This window comes from Coralloluteibacterium stylophorae, from assembly GCF_018122625.2.
GTDB classification, from domain to species: Bacteria; Pseudomonadota; Gammaproteobacteria; order Xanthomonadales; family Xanthomonadaceae; genus Coralloluteibacterium; species Coralloluteibacterium stylophorae.
Genome location: NZ_JAGQFT020000001.1, coordinates 501,905 through 519,063 on the forward strand (window position 1 = coordinate 501,905; position 17,159 = coordinate 519,063).

20 protein-coding genes are annotated in these 17,159 nt (G+C 72.2%); 9 read left to right on the plus strand and 11 right to left on the minus strand.

The genetic code is table 11. The features are described 5' to 3' along the window. Positions 1 to 11: 11 nt before the first annotated feature. The 7 genes from KB893_RS02205 to KB893_RS02235 all read right to left on the minus strand — a co-directional run bounded on the left by KB893_RS02205 (position 12) and on the right by KB893_RS02235 (position 6,235). Positions 12 to 1,445 (minus strand): cryptochrome/photolyase family protein, encoded by a 1,434-nt coding sequence (locus KB893_RS02205; protein WP_213173375.1) that lies wholly within the window; start codon positions 1,443 to 1,445, stop codon positions 12 to 14. A 91-nt stretch (positions 1,446 to 1,536) separates the two neighbouring features. Next, positions 1,537 to 2,619: an alanine racemase gene (gene alr / locus KB893_RS02210; RefSeq protein ID WP_211927986.1), complete on the minus strand. Its 1,083-nt coding sequence runs from the start codon at positions 2,617 to 2,619 to the stop codon at positions 1,537 to 1,539. Between the two features lie 185 nt (positions 2,620 to 2,804). Further along, positions 2,805 to 4,202: a replicative DNA helicase gene (locus KB893_RS02215; RefSeq protein ID WP_213173376.1), complete on the minus strand. Its 1,398-nt coding sequence runs from the start codon at positions 4,200 to 4,202 to the stop codon at positions 2,805 to 2,807. 221 nt (positions 4,203 to 4,423) lie between these two features. Next, complete coding sequence (gene rplI, locus KB893_RS02220; RefSeq protein ID WP_213173377.1) at positions 4,424 to 4,876, minus strand: 50S ribosomal protein L9; 453 nt, start codon at positions 4,874 to 4,876, stop codon at positions 4,424 to 4,426. Between the two features lie 119 nt (positions 4,877 to 4,995). Then, entirely contained in the window at positions 4,996 to 5,226 is a 231-nt protein-coding gene (rpsR, locus tag KB893_RS02225) for a 30S ribosomal protein S18 (protein ID WP_211928137.1), read from the minus strand. A gap of 15 nt (positions 5,227 to 5,241) precedes the next feature. Next, on the minus strand, positions 5,242 to 5,679 hold the full coding sequence (gene rpsF / locus KB893_RS02230; protein ID WP_211928138.1) for a 30S ribosomal protein S6: 438 nt from the start codon (positions 5,677 to 5,679) through the stop codon (positions 5,242 to 5,244). 214 nt (positions 5,680 to 5,893) lie between these two features. After that, entirely contained in the window at positions 5,894 to 6,235 is a 342-nt protein-coding gene (locus KB893_RS02235) for a HesB/IscA family protein (protein WP_211928139.1), read from the minus strand. 134 nt (positions 6,236 to 6,369) lie between these two features. Here KB893_RS02235 and asnS point away from each other — a divergent pair, with 134 nt between their 5' ends. The 9 genes from asnS to KB893_RS02280 all read left to right on the plus strand — a co-directional run bounded on the left by asnS (position 6,370) and on the right by KB893_RS02280 (position 12,492). Then, entirely contained in the window at positions 6,370 to 7,770 is a 1,401-nt protein-coding gene (gene asnS / locus KB893_RS02240) for an asparagine--tRNA ligase (RefSeq protein ID WP_213173378.1), read from the plus strand. 2 nt (positions 7,771 to 7,772) lie between these two features. Next, on the plus strand, positions 7,773 to 8,087 hold the full coding sequence (locus tag KB893_RS02245) for a hypothetical protein (RefSeq protein WP_211926900.1): 315 nt from the start codon (positions 7,773 to 7,775) through the stop codon (positions 8,085 to 8,087). 14 nt (positions 8,088 to 8,101) lie between these two features. Beyond that, positions 8,102 to 8,404 (plus strand): hypothetical protein, encoded by a 303-nt coding sequence (locus KB893_RS02250; protein ID WP_211926901.1) that lies wholly within the window; start codon positions 8,102 to 8,104, stop codon positions 8,402 to 8,404. A gap of 7 nt (positions 8,405 to 8,411) precedes the next feature. After that, positions 8,412 to 9,038 (plus strand): FMN-binding negative transcriptional regulator, encoded by a 627-nt coding sequence (locus KB893_RS02255; protein ID WP_213173379.1) that lies wholly within the window; start codon positions 8,412 to 8,414, stop codon positions 9,036 to 9,038. Positions 9,039 to 9,053: 15 nt separating this feature from the next. After that, complete coding sequence (locus tag KB893_RS02260; protein ID WP_211926903.1) at positions 9,054 to 9,842, plus strand: SDR family oxidoreductase; 789 nt, start codon at positions 9,054 to 9,056, stop codon at positions 9,840 to 9,842. Between the two features lie 4 nt (positions 9,843 to 9,846). Continuing rightward, complete coding sequence (gene nei, locus KB893_RS02265) at positions 9,847 to 10,662, plus strand: endonuclease VIII (RefSeq protein WP_211926904.1); 816 nt, start codon at positions 9,847 to 9,849, stop codon at positions 10,660 to 10,662. A 302-nt stretch (positions 10,663 to 10,964) separates the two neighbouring features. Next, entirely contained in the window at positions 10,965 to 11,633 is a 669-nt protein-coding gene (gene can / locus KB893_RS02270; RefSeq protein ID WP_211926905.1) for a carbonate dehydratase, read from the plus strand. A gap of 23 nt (positions 11,634 to 11,656) precedes the next feature. Then, on the plus strand, positions 11,657 to 12,187 hold the full coding sequence (locus tag KB893_RS02275; protein WP_211926906.1) for a 3-hydroxyanthranilate 3,4-dioxygenase: 531 nt from the start codon (positions 11,657 to 11,659) through the stop codon (positions 12,185 to 12,187). Further along, entirely contained in the window at positions 12,184 to 12,492 is a 309-nt protein-coding gene (locus KB893_RS02280; RefSeq protein ID WP_211926907.1) for a DUF1244 domain-containing protein, read from the plus strand. The genes KB893_RS02275 and KB893_RS02280 overlap by 4 nt, the downstream gene beginning before the upstream one ends. Before the next feature lie 198 nt (positions 12,493 to 12,690). Here KB893_RS02280 and moeB read toward each other — a convergent pair whose 3' ends face one another. Genes moeB through der form a run of 4 tightly spaced genes read right to left on the minus strand, consistent with a single transcriptional unit; the run spans position 12,691 to position 17,107 of the window. Next, positions 12,691 to 13,821, minus strand: coding sequence for a molybdopterin-synthase adenylyltransferase MoeB (gene moeB / locus KB893_RS02285; protein WP_213173380.1), 1,131 nt, complete (start codon positions 13,819 to 13,821; stop codon positions 12,691 to 12,693). 43 nt (positions 13,822 to 13,864) lie between these two features. Further along, positions 13,865 to 15,082, minus strand: coding sequence for a molybdopterin molybdotransferase MoeA (locus tag KB893_RS02290; protein WP_211926909.1), 1,218 nt, complete (start codon positions 15,080 to 15,082; stop codon positions 13,865 to 13,867). Continuing rightward, positions 15,079 to 15,705, minus strand: a complete 627-nt coding sequence (gene mobA / locus KB893_RS02295; RefSeq protein WP_211926910.1) for a molybdenum cofactor guanylyltransferase — start codon at positions 15,703 to 15,705, stop codon at positions 15,079 to 15,081. The genes KB893_RS02290 and mobA overlap by 4 nt, the downstream gene beginning before the upstream one ends. 7 nt (positions 15,706 to 15,712) lie before the next feature. Beyond that, complete coding sequence (gene der / locus KB893_RS02300) at positions 15,713 to 17,107, minus strand: ribosome biogenesis GTPase Der (RefSeq protein ID WP_211926911.1); 1,395 nt, start codon at positions 17,105 to 17,107, stop codon at positions 15,713 to 15,715. Positions 17,108 to 17,159 lie beyond the last annotated feature (52 nt).

Sequence of the window (17,159 nt, forward strand, 5' to 3'; positions counted from 1 at the left end):
CCGCATGGCGCTCAGCGCAGCGCGCGGAAGGCGTCGAGCGCGGCCTCCCGGCTCTCGGCGAGATCGACCACGGGCGTCTTCGGATACGCGGGCGCGTACCGCGCCAGCAGCGCGGGCTGGGTCCACGGCGCGTGGATCGCCTTGCCGGGCAGCGCGGCGAGTTCGGGCATCCACTGGCGGATGTAGCGGCCGTGCGGGTCGAAGCGCTCCGACTGCGTCACCGGATTGAAGATGCGGAAGTACGGTGCGGCATCCGCGCCGGTGCCGCCGATCCACTGCCAGTTCTGCGAGTTGTTGGCGAGATCGGCGTCGACCAGCGTGTCCCAGAACCAGCGCGCGCCGGCGAGCCAGTGCTGGCGCAGGTTCTTGGTCAGCACGCTGCCGACGATCAGGCGCACGCGGTTGTGCATCCAGCCGCAGGCCCAGAGCTCGCGCATCCCGGCATCGACGATGGGGATGCCGGTGCGGCCGTGGCGCCAGGCCTCGAGGACCTGCGGTGCGGGTTCGGCCCAGGCGAAGCGCGCGAAGCGCGGGTTGAAGTCCTCCTCCTGCATGTGCGGGAAGTGCCACAGCAGGTGGTGCGAGAACTCGCGCCAGGCCAGCTCGCGCTCGTAGGCCTCGATACCGGCCTTCTGCCGCGCGTTCCAGCGCGCGTCGGCGAGCCGTGCCAGGATCTGCCGCGGCGAGATCTCGCCCAGGTGCAGGTGCGGCGACATGCGCGAGGTGCCGATGCGGTCCGGCAGGTCGCGCTGGGCATCGTAGGCGCCCGCGGCGCCCTCGACGAAGGCGTCCAGCAGTTCGTGCGCGCCGGCCCCGCCGGGCTCCCAGTGCTCCCAGAAGCCCGTGTCCCAGGCGGTGCGCGGCGCCAGGTCGAGATCCGCCAGCGTTCCGGTGGCCAGCGCGGGAAGCGGCGGCAGGGAGGTCGGCGCAGGCAAAGGACGGTCCTGCGGCCACTGCCGGCGCAGCGTCTTCCAGAACGGGGTGAACACCCGATACGGCGTGCCCTGCCCGGTGCGCACCGACTCCGCGTCAGGCTCGAACAGCAGCGCCGCCTGGCGCATCTCCAGGCGCACGCCGCTGCGGGCGAGCGCCGCGTCCAGCCGCTGGTCGAGCGCGCGCCACGCCGGTTCCACCCGGCGGTCGCCGTACACCGCGACCGCGCCGCTCTCCGCGACCAGGCGTTCGATCACCGCCTGCGCGCGGCCGCTGCGCAGCACCAGCCCGGAACCGAGTCCGCGCAGCCGCGCGTCGAGCGCCGCCAGGCTGCGGTGCAGCCAGGCCCGCTGCGCCGCGCCCATCGGCCAGCGGCCGGCGTCCCCGGGCGCATGCACGTAGACCGGGACCGGCCTGAAGCCCCCGTCGAGCGCCGCCTGCAGCACGGGGTTGTCGTCCACGCGCAGCGCGTTGCGCAGCCAGACGAGGGCGACGGGACGGGTATCGGTCATGCGGCGATCCGGCACGAAGGACCGGACATCCTCGCGCGGGCCGGATGCAGCGCGCGTATGCGGCGATGCCGGACGGACGCGCGCACGGCGCTCAGGCCTCGACGAAGCGCACGCGGCGGGTGATCGAGCACACCAGCTCGTAGCCGATGGTGCCGGCCTGCGCCGCCACCTCCTCGACCGGCAGGCCCTCGCCCCAGGCGACCACGGGGGCGCCGACCCGCGCATCCGGCACGCCACGCAGGTCGAGGGTCATCAGGTCCATGGATACGCGCCCGATCACCGGCACGCGCACGCCGTCGACCAGCATCGGCGTGCCCGCCGGCGCATGCCGCGGATAGCCGTCGCCGTAGCCGATCGCGGCGACGCCGACCGGCATGTCCTCCGGGCACTCCCAGCTCGCCGCGTAGCCGATGCGCTCGCCGCGGCGCACGCGGTTGACCGCGATCAGGCGGGTCGACAGGGTCATCGCCGGGCGCAGGCCGTGGTCCGCGCCCGTGGTTCCGGCGATCACCGACACGCCGTACAGCGCCCCGCCCGGCCGGATCCAGTCGGCGTGCGCCTGCGGCCAGGCCAGCACCGCCGCCGAATTGCACAGCGAGCGCGGACCGGGCAGGCCATCGGTCGCGGCCCGGAAGGCCTCGAGCTGGCGCAGCGTCTGCGTGCTCCGCAGCTCGTCGGAACTCGCGAAGTGGCTCATCAGGCCGAGCTCGGCGTGCACGTTCGCCAGCGCCGCGAGCCGCGCGTGCACGGTCTTCGCCTCGTCGGCCGGGATGCCCAACCGGTGCATGCCGGTGTCGAGCTTGAGCCAGCAGCGCAGGGGCCCGCCGCCCTGGCGCGCGTCGGCCTCGAGCATCGCGATCTGGCTGGGATGGTGGATCGAGGTGTCCACGCCGAGGCGCCGCAGCACGTCGAGGTCGGCCGCCTCGTCGAAGCCCGACAGCAGCACGATGCGGTTGTCGAGCCCGGCCGCGCGCAGGCGTTCGGCGTCGGCGAGCGCGGCGACGCCGAAGGCATCGGCATCGGCCAGCGCACGCGCCACCCGTTCGAGGCCGTGGCCGTAGCCGTCGGCCTTGACCACGGCCATCACCCGCCTGCCCGGCGCGCGTTCGCGCACGCGCGCGAGGTTGTGGCGCAGGGCGTCGAGATGGATGGTGGCGGTGGTGGCTCGGCTCATGCGCTGGAGGGGACGGCGGGGATCGGGAAGCGGGAAGCGGAGCTTGTCGCCCGGCTCGGCTCGGGCACGCAGGCTAGCGGCAATCGCGCCTGCGGTTGTGGCGATCCGCGGGCAATGCGGGTCGGGCTGCGGGCGGGCGGACCCGGCAGAGCGTTCGTCGGCGACGGCGCGGACCGAGCCCTGCGTTATTCGAAGCTGCCGACGCTGTCCATCGCCAGGTTGTCGAAACGGGTGTACTCGCCGAAGAACTTGAGCTTGACCGAGCCGGTCGGGCCGTTTCGCTGCTTGCCGATGATGATCTCGGCCAGGCCCTTGTCCGCGGATTCCTTGTGGTAGTACTCGTCGCGGTAGATGAAGACGATGATGTCGGCGTCCTGCTCGATCGCGCCGGACTCGCGCAGGTCGCTCATGACCGGGCGCTTGTCGGTGCGCGACTCCAGCGAGCGGTTGAGCTGCGACAGCGCGATCACCGGCACGTGCAGTTCCTTGGCCAGCGCCTTCAGCGAGCGCGAGATCTCGGAGATCTCGGTGGCGCGGTTCTCGCTGTTGCCGGGCACCTGCATGAGCTGCAGGTAGTCGATGACGACGATGCCGAGATCGTGCTCGCGCTTGATGCGGCGGCAGCGCGAGCGCACCTCGTTGGGCGAGAGCGCCGGGGTGTCGTCGATGAAGATCTTGACCTCGGAGAGCATCTTGATCGCCGAATTCACGCGCGACCAGTCCTCGTCCTCGAGCTGGCCGGTACGCAGGCGCCCGGCATTGACGCGACCCATCGACGAGATCAGGCGGAAGGCCAGCTGCGAGGCCGACATCTCCATCGAGAACACCACCGCCGTCTTCTTGCTCTTCAGCGCCGCGTACTCGGCCATGTTGAGCGCGAAGGTGGTCTTGCCCATCGCCGGGCGCGCCGCGAGGATGATCAGATCCGAGGGCTGCAGGCCTGCGGTCATCTCGTCGAAGTCGTTGAAGCCGGTCGGCAGGCCGGTGACGTTGCCCTGGTTCTCGTAGCGCTCCTGCAGCATCTGGAACGCTTCCTTCATCGCATCGCGCAGCGGCACGTAGGCCCGGCGCCCGCGCGCGCCCTGCTCGGCGATCTTGAACACCTTCTGCTCGGCGTCGGAGAGCACCTCGCTGGTCGAGCGCCCCTCCGGCTGGAAGCCGTCGTTGACGATCTCGGTGCCGGCCTCGATCAGCTGCCGCAGCACCGCCTTCTCGCGCACGATCTCGGCGTAGGCCTTGATGTTGGCGGCCGAGGGCGTGGTGGTGGCGAGCTCGATGAGATAGGCGCCGCCGCCGACCTGCTCGGCCACGCCGTTGTTCTCGAACCATTCGCCGAGCGTCACCGCATCGAAGGGCTGGTTCTTGTTGGCGAGGTCGCGGATCGCGCGGTAGATCAGGCGGTGGTCGCGCCGGTAGAAGTCGTCCTCGGAGACCAGGTCGCCGACGGTGTCGAGCGACTCCGGCGCGAGCATGAGGCCGCCCAGCACCGCCTGCTCGGCCTCGACCGACTGCGGCGGGATCCTGAGCGCCTCGATCCTCGCGTCGGGCTGGAAGTCGGAACGTGCTCCGGAACGTGCGGCCATGGCGGTGTCGGTCTCGAGGAGTGCGTGCGCGCCGCCGGAGGCCGGTCGCGACCGCGCATGCTAGCGGGGCGCCGGCACCGGGCGTTGCAGACAAGTCCGTGGGAAAGCTGTGGATAACAGGTGGGAAAGCGTCGGCCCGGCGCGTCGCAGCGACTGCGACGGCCATGAACGAAGACGGGCGCCCGTGGGCGCCCGTCCGCGACGTGCCTGGAGGCCGCGTATCAGGCGGCGACGCCCTCGACGATCACCTTGACCGTGGTCTCGATGCCGGCGTGCAGGTAGACGTTGATGTCGTACTCGCCGGCGCGGCGGATCGGGCCTTCGCCCATCACCACCTCGGACTTCTCCAGCGGCTTGCCGGCCGCGGTGAAGGCCTCGGCGATGTCGCGCGGACCGATCGAGCCGAACAGCTTGCCCTCGGCCGACGCGTTGGCGCTGATGGTGACGCTGGCGCCCTCGAGATCGCCCAGGCGCGACTGCGCGGTGTCGAGCTGCTCCTTGGCGCGCGCCTCGTACTCGGCGCGACGCTGCTCGAACTCGGCCAGGTTGGCCTCGGTCGCCGGCACGGCCTTGCCCTGCGGGACCAGGAAGTTGCGGCCGTAGCCCGGGCGCACGTTGACCTTGTCGCCGAGCTTGCCGAGGTTCTGCACGTTCTGCAGGAGGATGAGTTGCATGGTCTTGCTCCGTATTCGTTAGCGGACCGAAAGGCGGCCCGCAGCGCAGTGGCTGTCCGAACGGATGGGGCCGAACGCGGCGGCCGCGCTCCGTGCCGGAGCCGGCCACCGCCGCCGCATCACGCGTTGTGGTTGTCCGTGTACGGGATCAGGGCGAGGTAGCGCGCGCGCTTGACCGCGGTCGCCAGCTGGCGCTGGTACTTGGACTTGGTGCCCGTGATGCGGCTCGGCACGATCTTGCCGGTCTCGGTCAGGTACTGGCGGAGGGTGTTGAGATCCTTGTAGTCGATCTCCTTGACGCCCTCGGCGGTGAACTTGCAGAACTTGCGGCGGCGGAAGAACTTGGACATGGGAGCGCTCCTCGATCAGGCGTTGGAATCGGCCGACTCGGCCTTGTTGTCGCCATCCGACGACTCGTCGTCACGGCGCCGGCGCTCGCCGCGCTCGGGACGGTCGCCGCGATCGCCGCGGTCGTTCTTCTCGTCCTTGCTCTTCATGATGAAGGACTGCTCGGTGTCGGCCTCGTCGCGCTTCATCACCAGGTGACGCAGGATCGCGTCGTTGAAGCGGAAGGCGTCGACCAGCTCGTCCAGGCCCTTCTGGCTGACTTCGATGTTGAGCAGCACGTAGTGCGCCTTGACCAGGTTCTCGATCGGATACGCCAGCTGGCGGCGGCCCCAGTCCTCGAGACGGTGGATCTGGCCGTTCTCGCCTTCGATCAGCGCCTTGTAGCGCTCGATCATGGCGGGCACCTGCTCGCTCTGGTCCGGATGGACCAGGAACACGACTTCGTAATGACGCATGGTGGTTCCTCGTGGATGTCGCCGCCGGCGGCGGCTGGACAGCCCCCCGACCGGCGCGCGCGCCGCGGTGGGGCAAGGTCACCCGTACGGACGCACGGGAGCCGGATAGTATGGCAGCACCGAGCAGGCCCGGCAATCGCTGGGGCCCGGGCGTGGGGAGCCAGGGACACGGGGACCGGGGGCCCGGGAGGGGGTACCCCGTGCCCCGCAAGCGTCAGAGCGCGGCGACGTCCGCGGTGGTGAAGCTCTCGCCGCAGCCGCATTCGCCCTTCATGTTCGGGTTGCGGAACACGAACTGCTCGCCCAGGCCCTGCTTGACGAAGTCGATCTCGGTGCCGTCGACCAGGGGCAGGCTGTCGGGGTCGACGCGGATGGCGACGCCGTCCTGCTCGAACACCGCATCGTCCCCGCGCGCCTCGCGCGCCATGTCGACCACGTAGCCCCAGCCCGAGCAGCCGGTGCGCTTGACCCCGAAGCGCAGCCCGATCGTGCCGGGCTCGACCTCGAGGTAGTGGCGGACGCGCGCGTGCGCGGCGGGAGTCAGGTGGATGCTCATGGCGGTTCCTCGTGCGGGCGGCGCGCGGGCGCCGGCGGACGCTGCGTATTCTAAGGGTCCGGGCCGGCCGCTATCATCGCCGGTCCTTCCTTCAGTCACCCTCAGTTGGGGCCGTGCCCCGGGAATCGCAAGCAATGACGATCACGAGCGTCCAGGAGGCGCTGTCCGGCCGTATCCCCGCCGGCAGCCAGGTCACCGTCCGCGGCTGGGTGCGCACCCGCCGCGACTCCAAGGCCGGCCTGTCGTTCGTGAATCTCAGCGACGGCTCCGGCTTCCATCCGATCCAGCTGGTCGCGCCCGCCGCCCTGCCCAACTACGACAGCGAGGTCCGCCACCTCACCGCCGGCTGCGCGATCGTCGCCACCGGCACGCTGGTGGCCTCGCAGGGCCAGGGCCAGGCCTTCGAGATCCAGGCGGAGGCGGTCGAGGTCAGCGGCTGGGTGGACGACCCGGAGACCTATCCGATCCAGCCCAAGGCGCATTCCATGGAGTTCCTGCGCGAGGTCGCCCACCTGCGCCCGCGCACCAACCTGTTCGGCGCGGTCACCCGCATCCGCCACTGCCTGGCGCAGGCGGTGCACCGCTATTTCCACGAGCAGGGCTTCGTCTGGGTCAATACGCCGATCATCACCACCTCCGACGCCGAGGGCGCCGGCCAGCTGTTCCGGGTCTCGACCCTCGACCTCGCCAACCTGCCCTACGGCGAGGAGGGCGGTGTCGACTTCGGGCGCGACTTCTTCGGCAAGGAGACCTTCCTGACCGTCTCCGGCCAGCTCAACGTCGAGGCCTACGCGCTCGCGCTGTCCAAGGTCTACACCTTCGGCCCGACCTTCCGCGCCGAGAACTCCAACACCGCCCGTCACCTGGCGGAGTTCTGGATGATCGAGCCGGAGGTCGCATTCGCCGACCTCGACGCCCTCGCCGGGCTTTCCGAGCAGTTCCTGAAGTACCTGTTCGCCGCGGTCCTGGCCGAACGTGCCGACGACATGGCGTTCATCGCGGAGCGGGTGGAGAAGAGCGCGGTGTCGCGCCTCGAGGCCTTCATCGCCGCGCCGTTCGAGCGCATCGACTACACCGACGCCATCGCCCTGCTGCAGAAGAGCGGGCAGAAGTTCGAGTACCCGGTCGAGTGGGGCCTGGACCTGCAGACCGAGCACGAGCGCTGGCTGTCGGAGCAGCACGTCGGCCGCCCGGTGGTGGTGACCAACTACCCCGAGCAGATCAAGGCCTTCTACATGCGCATCAACGACGACGGCCGCACCGTCGCGGCGATGGACGTGCTGGCGCCGGGCATCGGCGAGATCATCGGCGGCTCGCAGCGCGAGGAGCGGCTCGACCTGCTCGATGCGCGCATGGCCCAGTTCGGCATCGAGCGCGAGCACTACGAGTGGTACCGCGACCTGCGCCGCTACGGCACCGTCCCGCACGGCGGTTTCGGCCTCGGCTTCGAGCGGCTGGTCTGCTACGTCTGCGGCCTGTCCAACATCCGCGACGCCATCCCCTACCCGCGCACGCCGGGCCACGCGACCTTCTGAGCATGGGCATCGCCATCCTCGAGCTCGCCATCCTCGGCGCCATCGGCCTGGCGATCGGCGGCATCGCCTGCTTCGGCCTGTTCTGGCTGCTGAGCGCGCTGCACCTGCGCGACCACGATCCGCGGACGCGGGCGCGGCTGGGGGCCGACCCGCTGGCCTGGGCCGGCTGGTTCCTGCGCGGGCAGTTCCGCAAGGCGCCGGACGACGGCCTGCGCGGGCTGGCGGTGCCGGCGCAGGTGGGACTGTGGGTCGGGGCCGGCGCCGCCGTCGTCGCGCTGGTGCTGGTCGGCATCCGCGCGCTGGTCCAGCCTTCTTGAACGGAGAGACACCCATGAGCCATCAGGACCAGTGGTGGGTCGCGGCGCTCGGCCGCAGCCTGGTCTGGGCGCGGCTGCGGCTGCGCGAGTCCGGCATCGCCGAAGTCTTCGACTGCGACGGCAACACCCTGACCTACGACAGCCTCGACAGCGCGCGCGGCGCGCTGCTCGACGCCGACTTCCGCGCCTTCGACGGCCTCGACGAGGACGACGCCGCCGAACTCGGCTTCGCGCCCAGCGAGATCGCGCCGCCGCAGGGCGACGACGAGGAAACGCTGCGCCCGCGCATGATCCAGGCGCTCGGCGGGCGCGCCTGAGGCCGGGATGTACCTGCCCCGGGCCTTCGTCGAGGAGGACCCCGCCGCGCTCGAGCGGTTGCTGGCGCGCGATCCCTTCGTGACCCTGGTCACCGTGCAGGACGGGCTGCCGTTCGCCAGCCACCTGCCGGTGCTGCATGCGCGCCGCGGCGATGCGCTGCTGCTCGAGGGCCACTGGGCACGCCCCAACCCGCAATCCGCGCACGGCGGCGCGGCGCTGGTGGTGGTGCACGGGCCGCACGCCTACGTGTCGCCCGCGGCCTATCCCGACAAGGTCGCCGCCGCGCGCGTGCCGACCTGGAACTACGCCCTCGCCCACCTGCACGGCCGGCTCGAGCCGGTCGCCGACGAGGACGCCCTCGGCGACCTGGTGGCGCGGATGAGCGCGCGCTTCGAAAGCTCCGTGGGTAGCGACTGGCGCTTCGACGCCGACGACCCGGCCCAGCGCCGCCAGCTCCGCGGCATCGTCGGCTTCCGTTTCCACGTCGAGCGCGCCGCGCTCAAGTTCAAGCTGAGCCAGAACCATCCGGTCGCCAATGTCGAGGCGGTGGCCGCGGCGCTGGCGGGCCGGGACCCGGCCGGCGCCGAGGTGGCCGCGCTGATGCGCGAGCACCTGGCGAAGCGGCGCGACTGACGGGGACGCGCCGCCATGGATCTCGACCTCACCGGAAGACACGCCCTCGTCTGCGGCGCCTCGCAGGGGCTGGGTCTGGCCGCCGCACGCGAACTGGCCCTGCTCGGCGCGAGCGTGAGCCTGCTCGCACGCCGCGCCGATCGGCTGGCCGGGGTCGCAGCCACGCTCGACGATCGCGCCCCGGGCCAGCGCCATGGCTGGATCGCGGTCGACACCGGCGAGACCGCAGTGCTTCGTGCCAAGGTCGCGGCACTCGTCGCGCAGGCGCCGGTGCACGTGCTGGTCAACAACAGCGGCGGTCCGCCGCCGGGCGCCCTGGAGGACGCCGACGAGGCGGCGCTGCTGGCGGCCTACCGCCAGCACGTGCTGGCCGCGCAGACGCTCGCCGGGATCGTCGTTCCGGGCATGCGTCGCGACGGCTTCGGGCGCATCGTCAACATCGTCTCCAGCTCCGTACGCGAACCGATTCCCGGCCTCGGCGTCTCCAACGTCACCCGCGGCGCGATGGCGAGCTGGGCCAAGACGCTCGCGCGCGAGCTGGCCCCGTACGGCATCACCGTCAACAACGTGTTGCCGGGCTCCATCGACACCCCGCGCATCGCCGAGCTCGCCGCGGCCCGCGCCGCCGGGCGCGGCAGCGATGCGGCGACGATCCGCCAGGAGATGGCCGACGCGATCCCGATGCGCCGCCTCGGCCGGGCCGAGGAGGTCGGCGCCGCCGTGGCCTTCCTCGCCGCGCCGGCCGCCGCCTACATCAGCGGCGTCAGCCTGGCCGTCGACGGCGGCCGCATGCACGCGCTCTGAGCGCATGCCGGAAGGTCCCGAGATCCGCCGCGCGGCCGATCGTCTCGCCGAGGCCATCGTCGGCGAGCCGCTGGTCGAGGCGTTCCTCCAGCCGCCGGCGCTCGCGCCGCGGGCGAAGGCGCTCGTCGGCGCGGAGGTCGTGTCGGTGACGCCGCGCGGCAAGGCGCTGCTGACCCGCTTCTCCAACGGCCTGACCCTCTACACCCACAACCAGCTCTACGGCGTCTGGCGGGTCGCCGCACCGGGCGCGCGGCCGGCCACGACGCGCTCGCTGCGCGTGGCGCTGGAGACCGCGCGCCATGCGGTCCTGCTGTACTCGGCCTCGGACATCGCCCTGCTCGACGACGACGGCCTGCGCCGGCATCCGTTCCTCTCGCGCATCGGCCCGGACGTGCTCGATCCCGCTCTCGGCGCGGACGAGGTGGTGCGGCGCCTGGAGGGCACGCGCTTCCGCGGCCGCGGTCTGCCGGCGCTGCTGCTCGACCAAGCGTTCCTCGCCGGCATGGGCAACTACCTGCGTTCGGAGGTCCTGTTCCAGGCGCGCATCGCACCCACCTGGAAACCGAAGGACCTCGCCGACGCCGGACGCCGGCGCCTGGCCGAGGCCCTGCTGGACGTGCCGCGGCGCAGCTACCGCGCCCGCGGCATCGCCGCCACCGCCGGCATGCGCAGCGACTACATCACCGAGACGCCGGACGCGTTCGAGATGCAGGTCTTCGCCCGCGCCGGCGAGCCCTGCCCCGCCGGCTGCGGCGGCTCGATCCAGCGGGTGATGCTGGCGCACCGGCGGCTGTACTGGTGTCCGCGCTGTCAGCGGTGAGGGGGCCGACCGCAGCGATTCTCGCGTCGACCCCATGCACGATGCCTTCCCGTTCCCCGTTCCCCGTTCCCCGTTCCCCGTTCCCCGACTCCCGATTCCCGATTCCCGATTCCCGATTCCCAAGCCCCAAGCCCCAAGCCCCAAGCCAACCCCGTGGCGGCGACGCGACCTGCCGGCGAGCCGCGCGGGACGCCGATGCGATCCGGGACCTCCGGCGGCGATGGCGTCGTGGCGCCGCACGACGACGGGCCGGCGTCCGCGGTGCGAGAATGCCAGCCGTCTTTCCGCAGCGAGCCGCCCGCATGACCCATCGCCTGCAACACCTCCTCGACGCCAACCGCGCCTGGGCCGATCGCGTCGTGGCCGAGGATCCCGGCTTCTTCGATCGCCTCGTGAACCAGCAGGCGCCCGAGGTGCTGTGGATCGGCTGCTCCGACTCGCGCGTGCCGGCCAACCAGATCATCGACATGGCCCCGGGCGAGGTGTTCGTCCACCGCAACGTCGCCAACGTGGTGGTGCATACCGACCTCAACTGCCTCTCGGCGATCCAGTTCGCGGTCGAGCTGCTCAAGGTGCGGCACATCCTCGTGGTCGGCCACTACGGCTGCAGCGGCGTGCACGCGAGCATGACCAACACCCGCGTCGGGCTGGCCGACAACTGGCTGCGCCATGTCGGCGACGTCGCCGCCAAGCACGCCGGCCACCTGGCAGGCATCGAGCCCGAGCACCTGCGCCACGACCGCCTGTGCGAGCTCAACGCGATCGAGCAGATGCTCAACGTCTGCCAGACCACGGTCGTCGCCGATGCCTGGGCGCGCGGGCAGAGCCTGTCGGTGCATGCCTGGGTCTACAGCCTGCGCGACGGCCGCGTGCGCGTGCTGAGCGACGGCGTCTCGGCTCCGGACGAACTCGCGCCGCGTTACGAGGCCGCGCTCGCCCGGCTCCCGGGCCTCGGCCCGGCGCTGGCCTGAACGACGCAACGGAGGGTCTTTGGATGCTGATGCCGCCGATCGACCTGCAGGCCTGGATCGAGGGCCACCGCGAGCTGCTGAAGCCGCCGGTGGGCAACAAGTGCATCGTCGACGGCGACTTCATCGTGATGGTCGTCGGCGGGCCCAACGCCCGCACCGACTACCACTACGATGAGGGCCCGGAGTTCTTCTACCAGCTCGAGGGCGAGATGGTGCTCAGGGTGCAGGACGAAGGCCGTGCGCGCGACATCACGATCCGCGCCGGCGAGCTGTTCTACCTGCCGCCGAAGGTCCCGCACTCGCCGCAGCGCCCGGCCGGCGGCGTCGGCCTGGTGATCGAGCGCAGGCGCCTGGAAGGCGAGCGCGACGGCCTGATGTGGTTCTGCGAGCGCTGCAACCACCTGCTGTTCGAGACCTATTTCCCGCTCGGCAGCATCGAGACCGACTTCCCGCCGGTGTTCGAGCGCTTCTACCGCTCGCACGCCCTGCGCACCTGCGACGCCTGCGGGCACCTCAACCCGGCGCCCGCCAAGTACGAGGACATCGACGCATGACCATGGACCCGACCACCCGTACCGAGATCGAGGCCGCCGCCTTCCGGCGCCTGGTCAGGCACCTCAACGCCGACCGCCTGGACGTGCAGAACATCGACCTGATGACCTTGGCCGGCTTCTGCCGCAACTGCCTGGGCGACTGGTACCGCGAGGCGGCCGCCGAGCGCGGCATCGCCCTCGACAAGGACGCCGCACGCGAGGCGATCTACGGCGAACCCTTCTCCGAATGGAAGGCCAAGCACCAGAAGCCGGCGACGCCGGAACAGCTCGCCGCCTTCGAGGCGGCGCAGAAGACGCACGGCTGAGCGTCCCTTCTGGTAGGAGCGGCTCCAGCCGCGACCGGTGCCGGACATCGCAGCTGCGCCGCCGCACCCGCTCTCCCGGCGGCGCGGAGGATTGCCTGCGGATCCGCAGGGGCCGAGGTCTCGGTTCCCCAGCCGCCCCGCTCCACCACCGAGGGGTTCAGCCGGTCGCGGCTGAAGCCGCTCCTGCAGGGGCCGGCTTCAGCCCCCCGCGCAGAACGCGGCGTAGTCGATGTAGCCGGGGAAGGCGCGTCCGGGCGCGCAGACCGGGCAGTCGGAATCGGGCGGCAGGCGCGTCTCGCGGAAGCGCATGCGCAGCGCGTCGAAGTGCAGCAGGCGCCCGGAGAGCGTCTCGCCGAGGCCGAGGACGAGCTTGATCGCCTCGGTCGCCTGCAGCAGGCCGATCACGCCGGGCACGATGCCCAGCACGCCGGCCTCGGCGCAGTTGGGCGCGGCCTCCGGCGGCGGCGGCTCCGGGAACAGGCAGCGATAGCATGGCGCCTGTCCGCGCCGGCGGCCGGCATCGAACACGCTCGCCTGACCGTCGAAGCGGTGCACCGCGCCGTACACCAGGGGCTTGCCGAGCTTCACGCAGGCGTCGTTGAGCAGATAACGGGCGGCGAAGTTGTCGGCGCCGTCGATGACCACGTCGGCCGTGGCGATCAGCGCCTCGACGTTGTCCGCCCGCACCCGCAACGGGTGCGTCTCGATCCGGGTCCGCGGGTTCAGTGCCGCCAGGGCCGCGGCCGCCGAATCGACCTTGGCAACCCCGATCCGCGCCTCGGTGTGCAGGATCTGGCGCTGCAGGTTGCTGCGGTCGACCACGTCGTCGTCGGCCAGCACCAGCGTGCCCACGCCGGCGGCGGCCAGGTAGTAGGCCGCGGGCGAGCCGAGCCCGCCGGCCCCGATCAGGACCACCCGCGCCGCCTCGAGCCGGCGCTGGCCCTCCGGCCCCACCTCCGGCAGGCGCAGCTGCCGCGAATAGCGCTCGTGGAAGTCGAGGTCGCCTTCCGGCACGTCCAGCGGGAGCCCCTCGGCCTGCCAGCGAGTCGTTCCGCCGGCCACCGAGGCGACCCGGCCGTAGCCCGCAGCCTGCAGCGTCGCGGCCGCCTGCGCCGAACGGCCGCCCGTCTGGCAGATCAGGAGCACCTCGGCATGCGGATCGGGCAGCCAGCGCGCGGGCGTGGCCTCGAGCGACGCCCGCGCGACGCCCAGCGCACCGCGCGCCATGCCCAGCGCCTGCTCGTGGACCTCACGCACGTCGACCAGCACTGCGCCGGCCTGCTGGCGCGCGGACGCCTCCGCCGGGAGGATCTCGATGATGTCGGCCATCGCGCGATTATCCGTCGCTGGACCCTGCGGCGCGAGCGCCCGCTCAATAACGCAGCACCTCGACCACGCTCCCGGCTTCGTAGCGCCGCGCGCCCTCCTCCATCACGATCAGCGCATCGCTGTCGGCCGCGGCGCGCATGCGGTGGGAGCCGTCGGCGGGATTGGCATGCACGACGAGGCTGCCGTCCTCCGCCGACTGCAGGCGGCCGCGCAGGAACTCCAGCCGCTCGTGGCGCTTCTCCCATGACGCCACCAGGCGCGCGCGCAGCCGGTGGGCGGCCTCGGGCCGCCCCTGCAGCGCATCGAGCAGACCGCGACCCAGGGTCAGGAAGGTCGCCAGCACCGAGACCGGATTGCCCGGCAGGCCGAGGATGCAGGCCCGGTCCCAGTCGCCGAACAGTACCGGCATCCCCGGCTTCATGCGCACCTTCCAGAAGCGGATGCGGCCGTGGGTGTCCAGCAGTGCAGGCAGGTGGTCCTTCTCGCCCGCGGACACGCCGCCGCAGGTGATGACCAGATCGAATGCGCCGGCGGCGTCCGCGAGTGCGGCCCGCATCCGCGCCGGGTCGTCGGGAAGGGCCGGCAGCGCCATCGGCTCCAGGCCGAGCTCGGCCAGCAGGCCCATGAGCAGCACCCGGTTGCTGTCGTAGATCTCGCCGCGGGCCAGCGGCTCGCCGGGGCGGCGCAGCTCGTCGCCGGTGGTGAACACGGCCACGGTCGGCCGCGCCGCGACCTCCAGCTCGGCGATGCCCATCGCGGCGGCGAGCGCGAGCCGCGCCGGGTTCAGCGGCTCGCCGGCGCGCAGCACCAGGTCACCGACGGCCACGTCCTCGCCCGCGCGGCGCAGGTGCGTGCCCGCAGCGGGCGTGGACAGTGCGACCACGCGCTCGCCCTCGACCCGCGCGTTCTCCTTCATCAGCACGGCATCGGCGCCGGCGGGCAGCGCGGCGCCGGTGGTGATGCGGACGGTCTCGCCGACCCCCACGCGCAGGTCGTGCGCCCGCCCGGCGAACTGCTCGCCGACCAGGCGCAGGCCGTCGCCCGCGGCGGCGACATCCGCGGCCCGCAGGGCGAAGCCGTCCATGGCCGCATTGTCGAAGGACGGCAGGGCGATCGGCGCCGCCAGGTCCCGGGCGAGCACGCGGCCCCGGGCGCGCGCCAGCGGCACCCGCTCGGCCGGCAGGCGGCGTTCGTGGCCGGTCTCGCGCACGATGCGCAGCGCCTCGGCGAAGCCGATGCGGAAGGGATGGGCCTCGGTCACGCGGGTGTCTCCGGTCGGAAATCGGGTCGTGCGGGATCGTCGCGCGCGCCGCCCGCTTCCGCGGCGGCGAGCGCGGCCGGCGTGTTGAGGTTGCCGACGCAGGCGGCGAGCGCGACGACGGCGAAGCCGGCCTGCGCCTGCACCTCGCGCACCGCGAGCCGGCCCGCGGCCAGCGCCGCATCCACGCGCCCGCGCATGGGCGCGACCCGGTACAGGGCGAGCATGGGCTGCAGGCCGTCGGGTTCGGCGGCGACGGCACCATCGGCCCGCTCCGCAGCGGCCCGCAGCGCATGGAGCGCCGCCGGTTCGAGCGCGTGGGCGTCGACCGGAACCGTCATCAGCCACGCCGTGGTGCAGTGCGCGAGCAGCGCTGCCACGCCGGACAGCGGCCCCTGCGGCGCACCGGCATCGGCGACGGCCGACAGGCCGTGGCGCCGGTAGAGGTCTCCGTTGCGGTTGGCGCTCACCCGCACCTGCGCGAACCACGGCCCGAGCCGACGCACCTGGCGCAGCACCAGCGGCTCGCCGGCGAATTCGATCCAGGCCTTGTCGCGGCCGCCGAAGCGGCGCCCCTCGCCGCCGGCGAGGATCCCGAGCGTGACGTCGTCGAGCCGCCCGCCCATCGCTCCCTCAGCGCTTCTTGACGTGCCGCATCAGGCGCTTGCGGCTCTTGATCTGGCGCTCGGTCAGCTCGTTCTTGCGGCCCTCGTAGGGATTGGCGCCCTCGCGGAACTCGAACTTCACCGGCGTGCCGACCAGCTTGTAGCGCTTGCGGAAGAAGTTCTCGAGGTAGCGCTTGTAGCTCACCGGCAGCGTCTTCAGGCGGGTGCCGTGGACGATGAAGGTCGGCGGGTTCTCGCCGCCGGGATGGGCGAAGCGCAGTTTGGCCACGTGCCCGCGCACCACCGGCGGCTGGAAGGCCTCGTAGGCGATCTCCAGCGCGCGGGTGACCTCGGAGGTCGAGAATGCGCGCGTGGCCGAGGCGTGCGCGCGGTGGATCGCCTGGAACAGCTCGCGCAGGCCGCTGCCGTGCCTGGCCGAGATCGTGATCCGTTCGGCCCAGTCGACGAAGGCCAGCTTGCGGTCGAGCAGGCCCATGGTCTGGCTGCGCTGGTAGTCGCTCTGCCCGTCCCACTTGTTGACCGCCACCACCAGCGCGCGGCCGGCCTCGAGTACGTGCCCGAGCACGGTGGCGTCCTGCTCGGTCACGCCCTCGCCGGCGTCGATCAGCACCACCGCGACCTGGCAGGACTCGATCGCCTGCAGGGTCTTGATGATCGAGAACTTCTCGACGACCTCGTCGACGCGGCCCTTCTTGCGGATGCCGGCGGTATCGATGAGGGTGTACTTGCGGCCGTCGCGGTCGAGATCGATCGAGATCGAGTCGCGCGTGGTCCCGGGCACGTCCGAGGCGATCACCCGCTCCTCGCCGAGCAGGCGGTTGACCAGGGTGGACTTGCCGACGTTCGGGCGGCCGATGAAGGCCAGGCGCATGCGCTGGGGATCGGGCGGCTCCTCGCCCGCGGCGGCATCCGGCAGCCCGGCGGCGACCACCTCGAGCAGGTCGTCGATGCCGCGCTGGTGCGAGGCGGCGATCGGCAGCACGTCCTCGACCCCGAAGCGGGCGAACTCGGCGAGCGCGGCCTGCAGGTCGACGCCGTCGGTCTTGTTCACCACCAGCCGGAACGCGCGCCCGCTGCGCCTGAGCCAGGCGAGGATCTCGGAATCGAGCCCGGACGCGCCCTCGCGCCCGTCGACGATGAACAGGATCAGGTCGGCCTCGAGTGCGGCGGCGCGGGCCTGGCGCGTGGTGGCGCCGGCGAGGTCCTCGCCCTCGCCCTCGATGCCGCCGGTGTCGACCAGCGCGAAGGGTCGCTCCGGAAGGAGCCGGCAGACGCCGTAGTGGCGGTCGCGCGTCACCCCCGGCTGGTCGTGGACCAGCGCATCGCGGGTGCGTGTGAGCGCGTTGAAGAGCGTGGACTTGCCGACGTTCGGCCGTCCGACGAGGGCGACCAGAGGCAGCATTGCTCAGGGTCCATGACGTCGTGGTACGGAAACGCCGCAACGCGCGACCCGT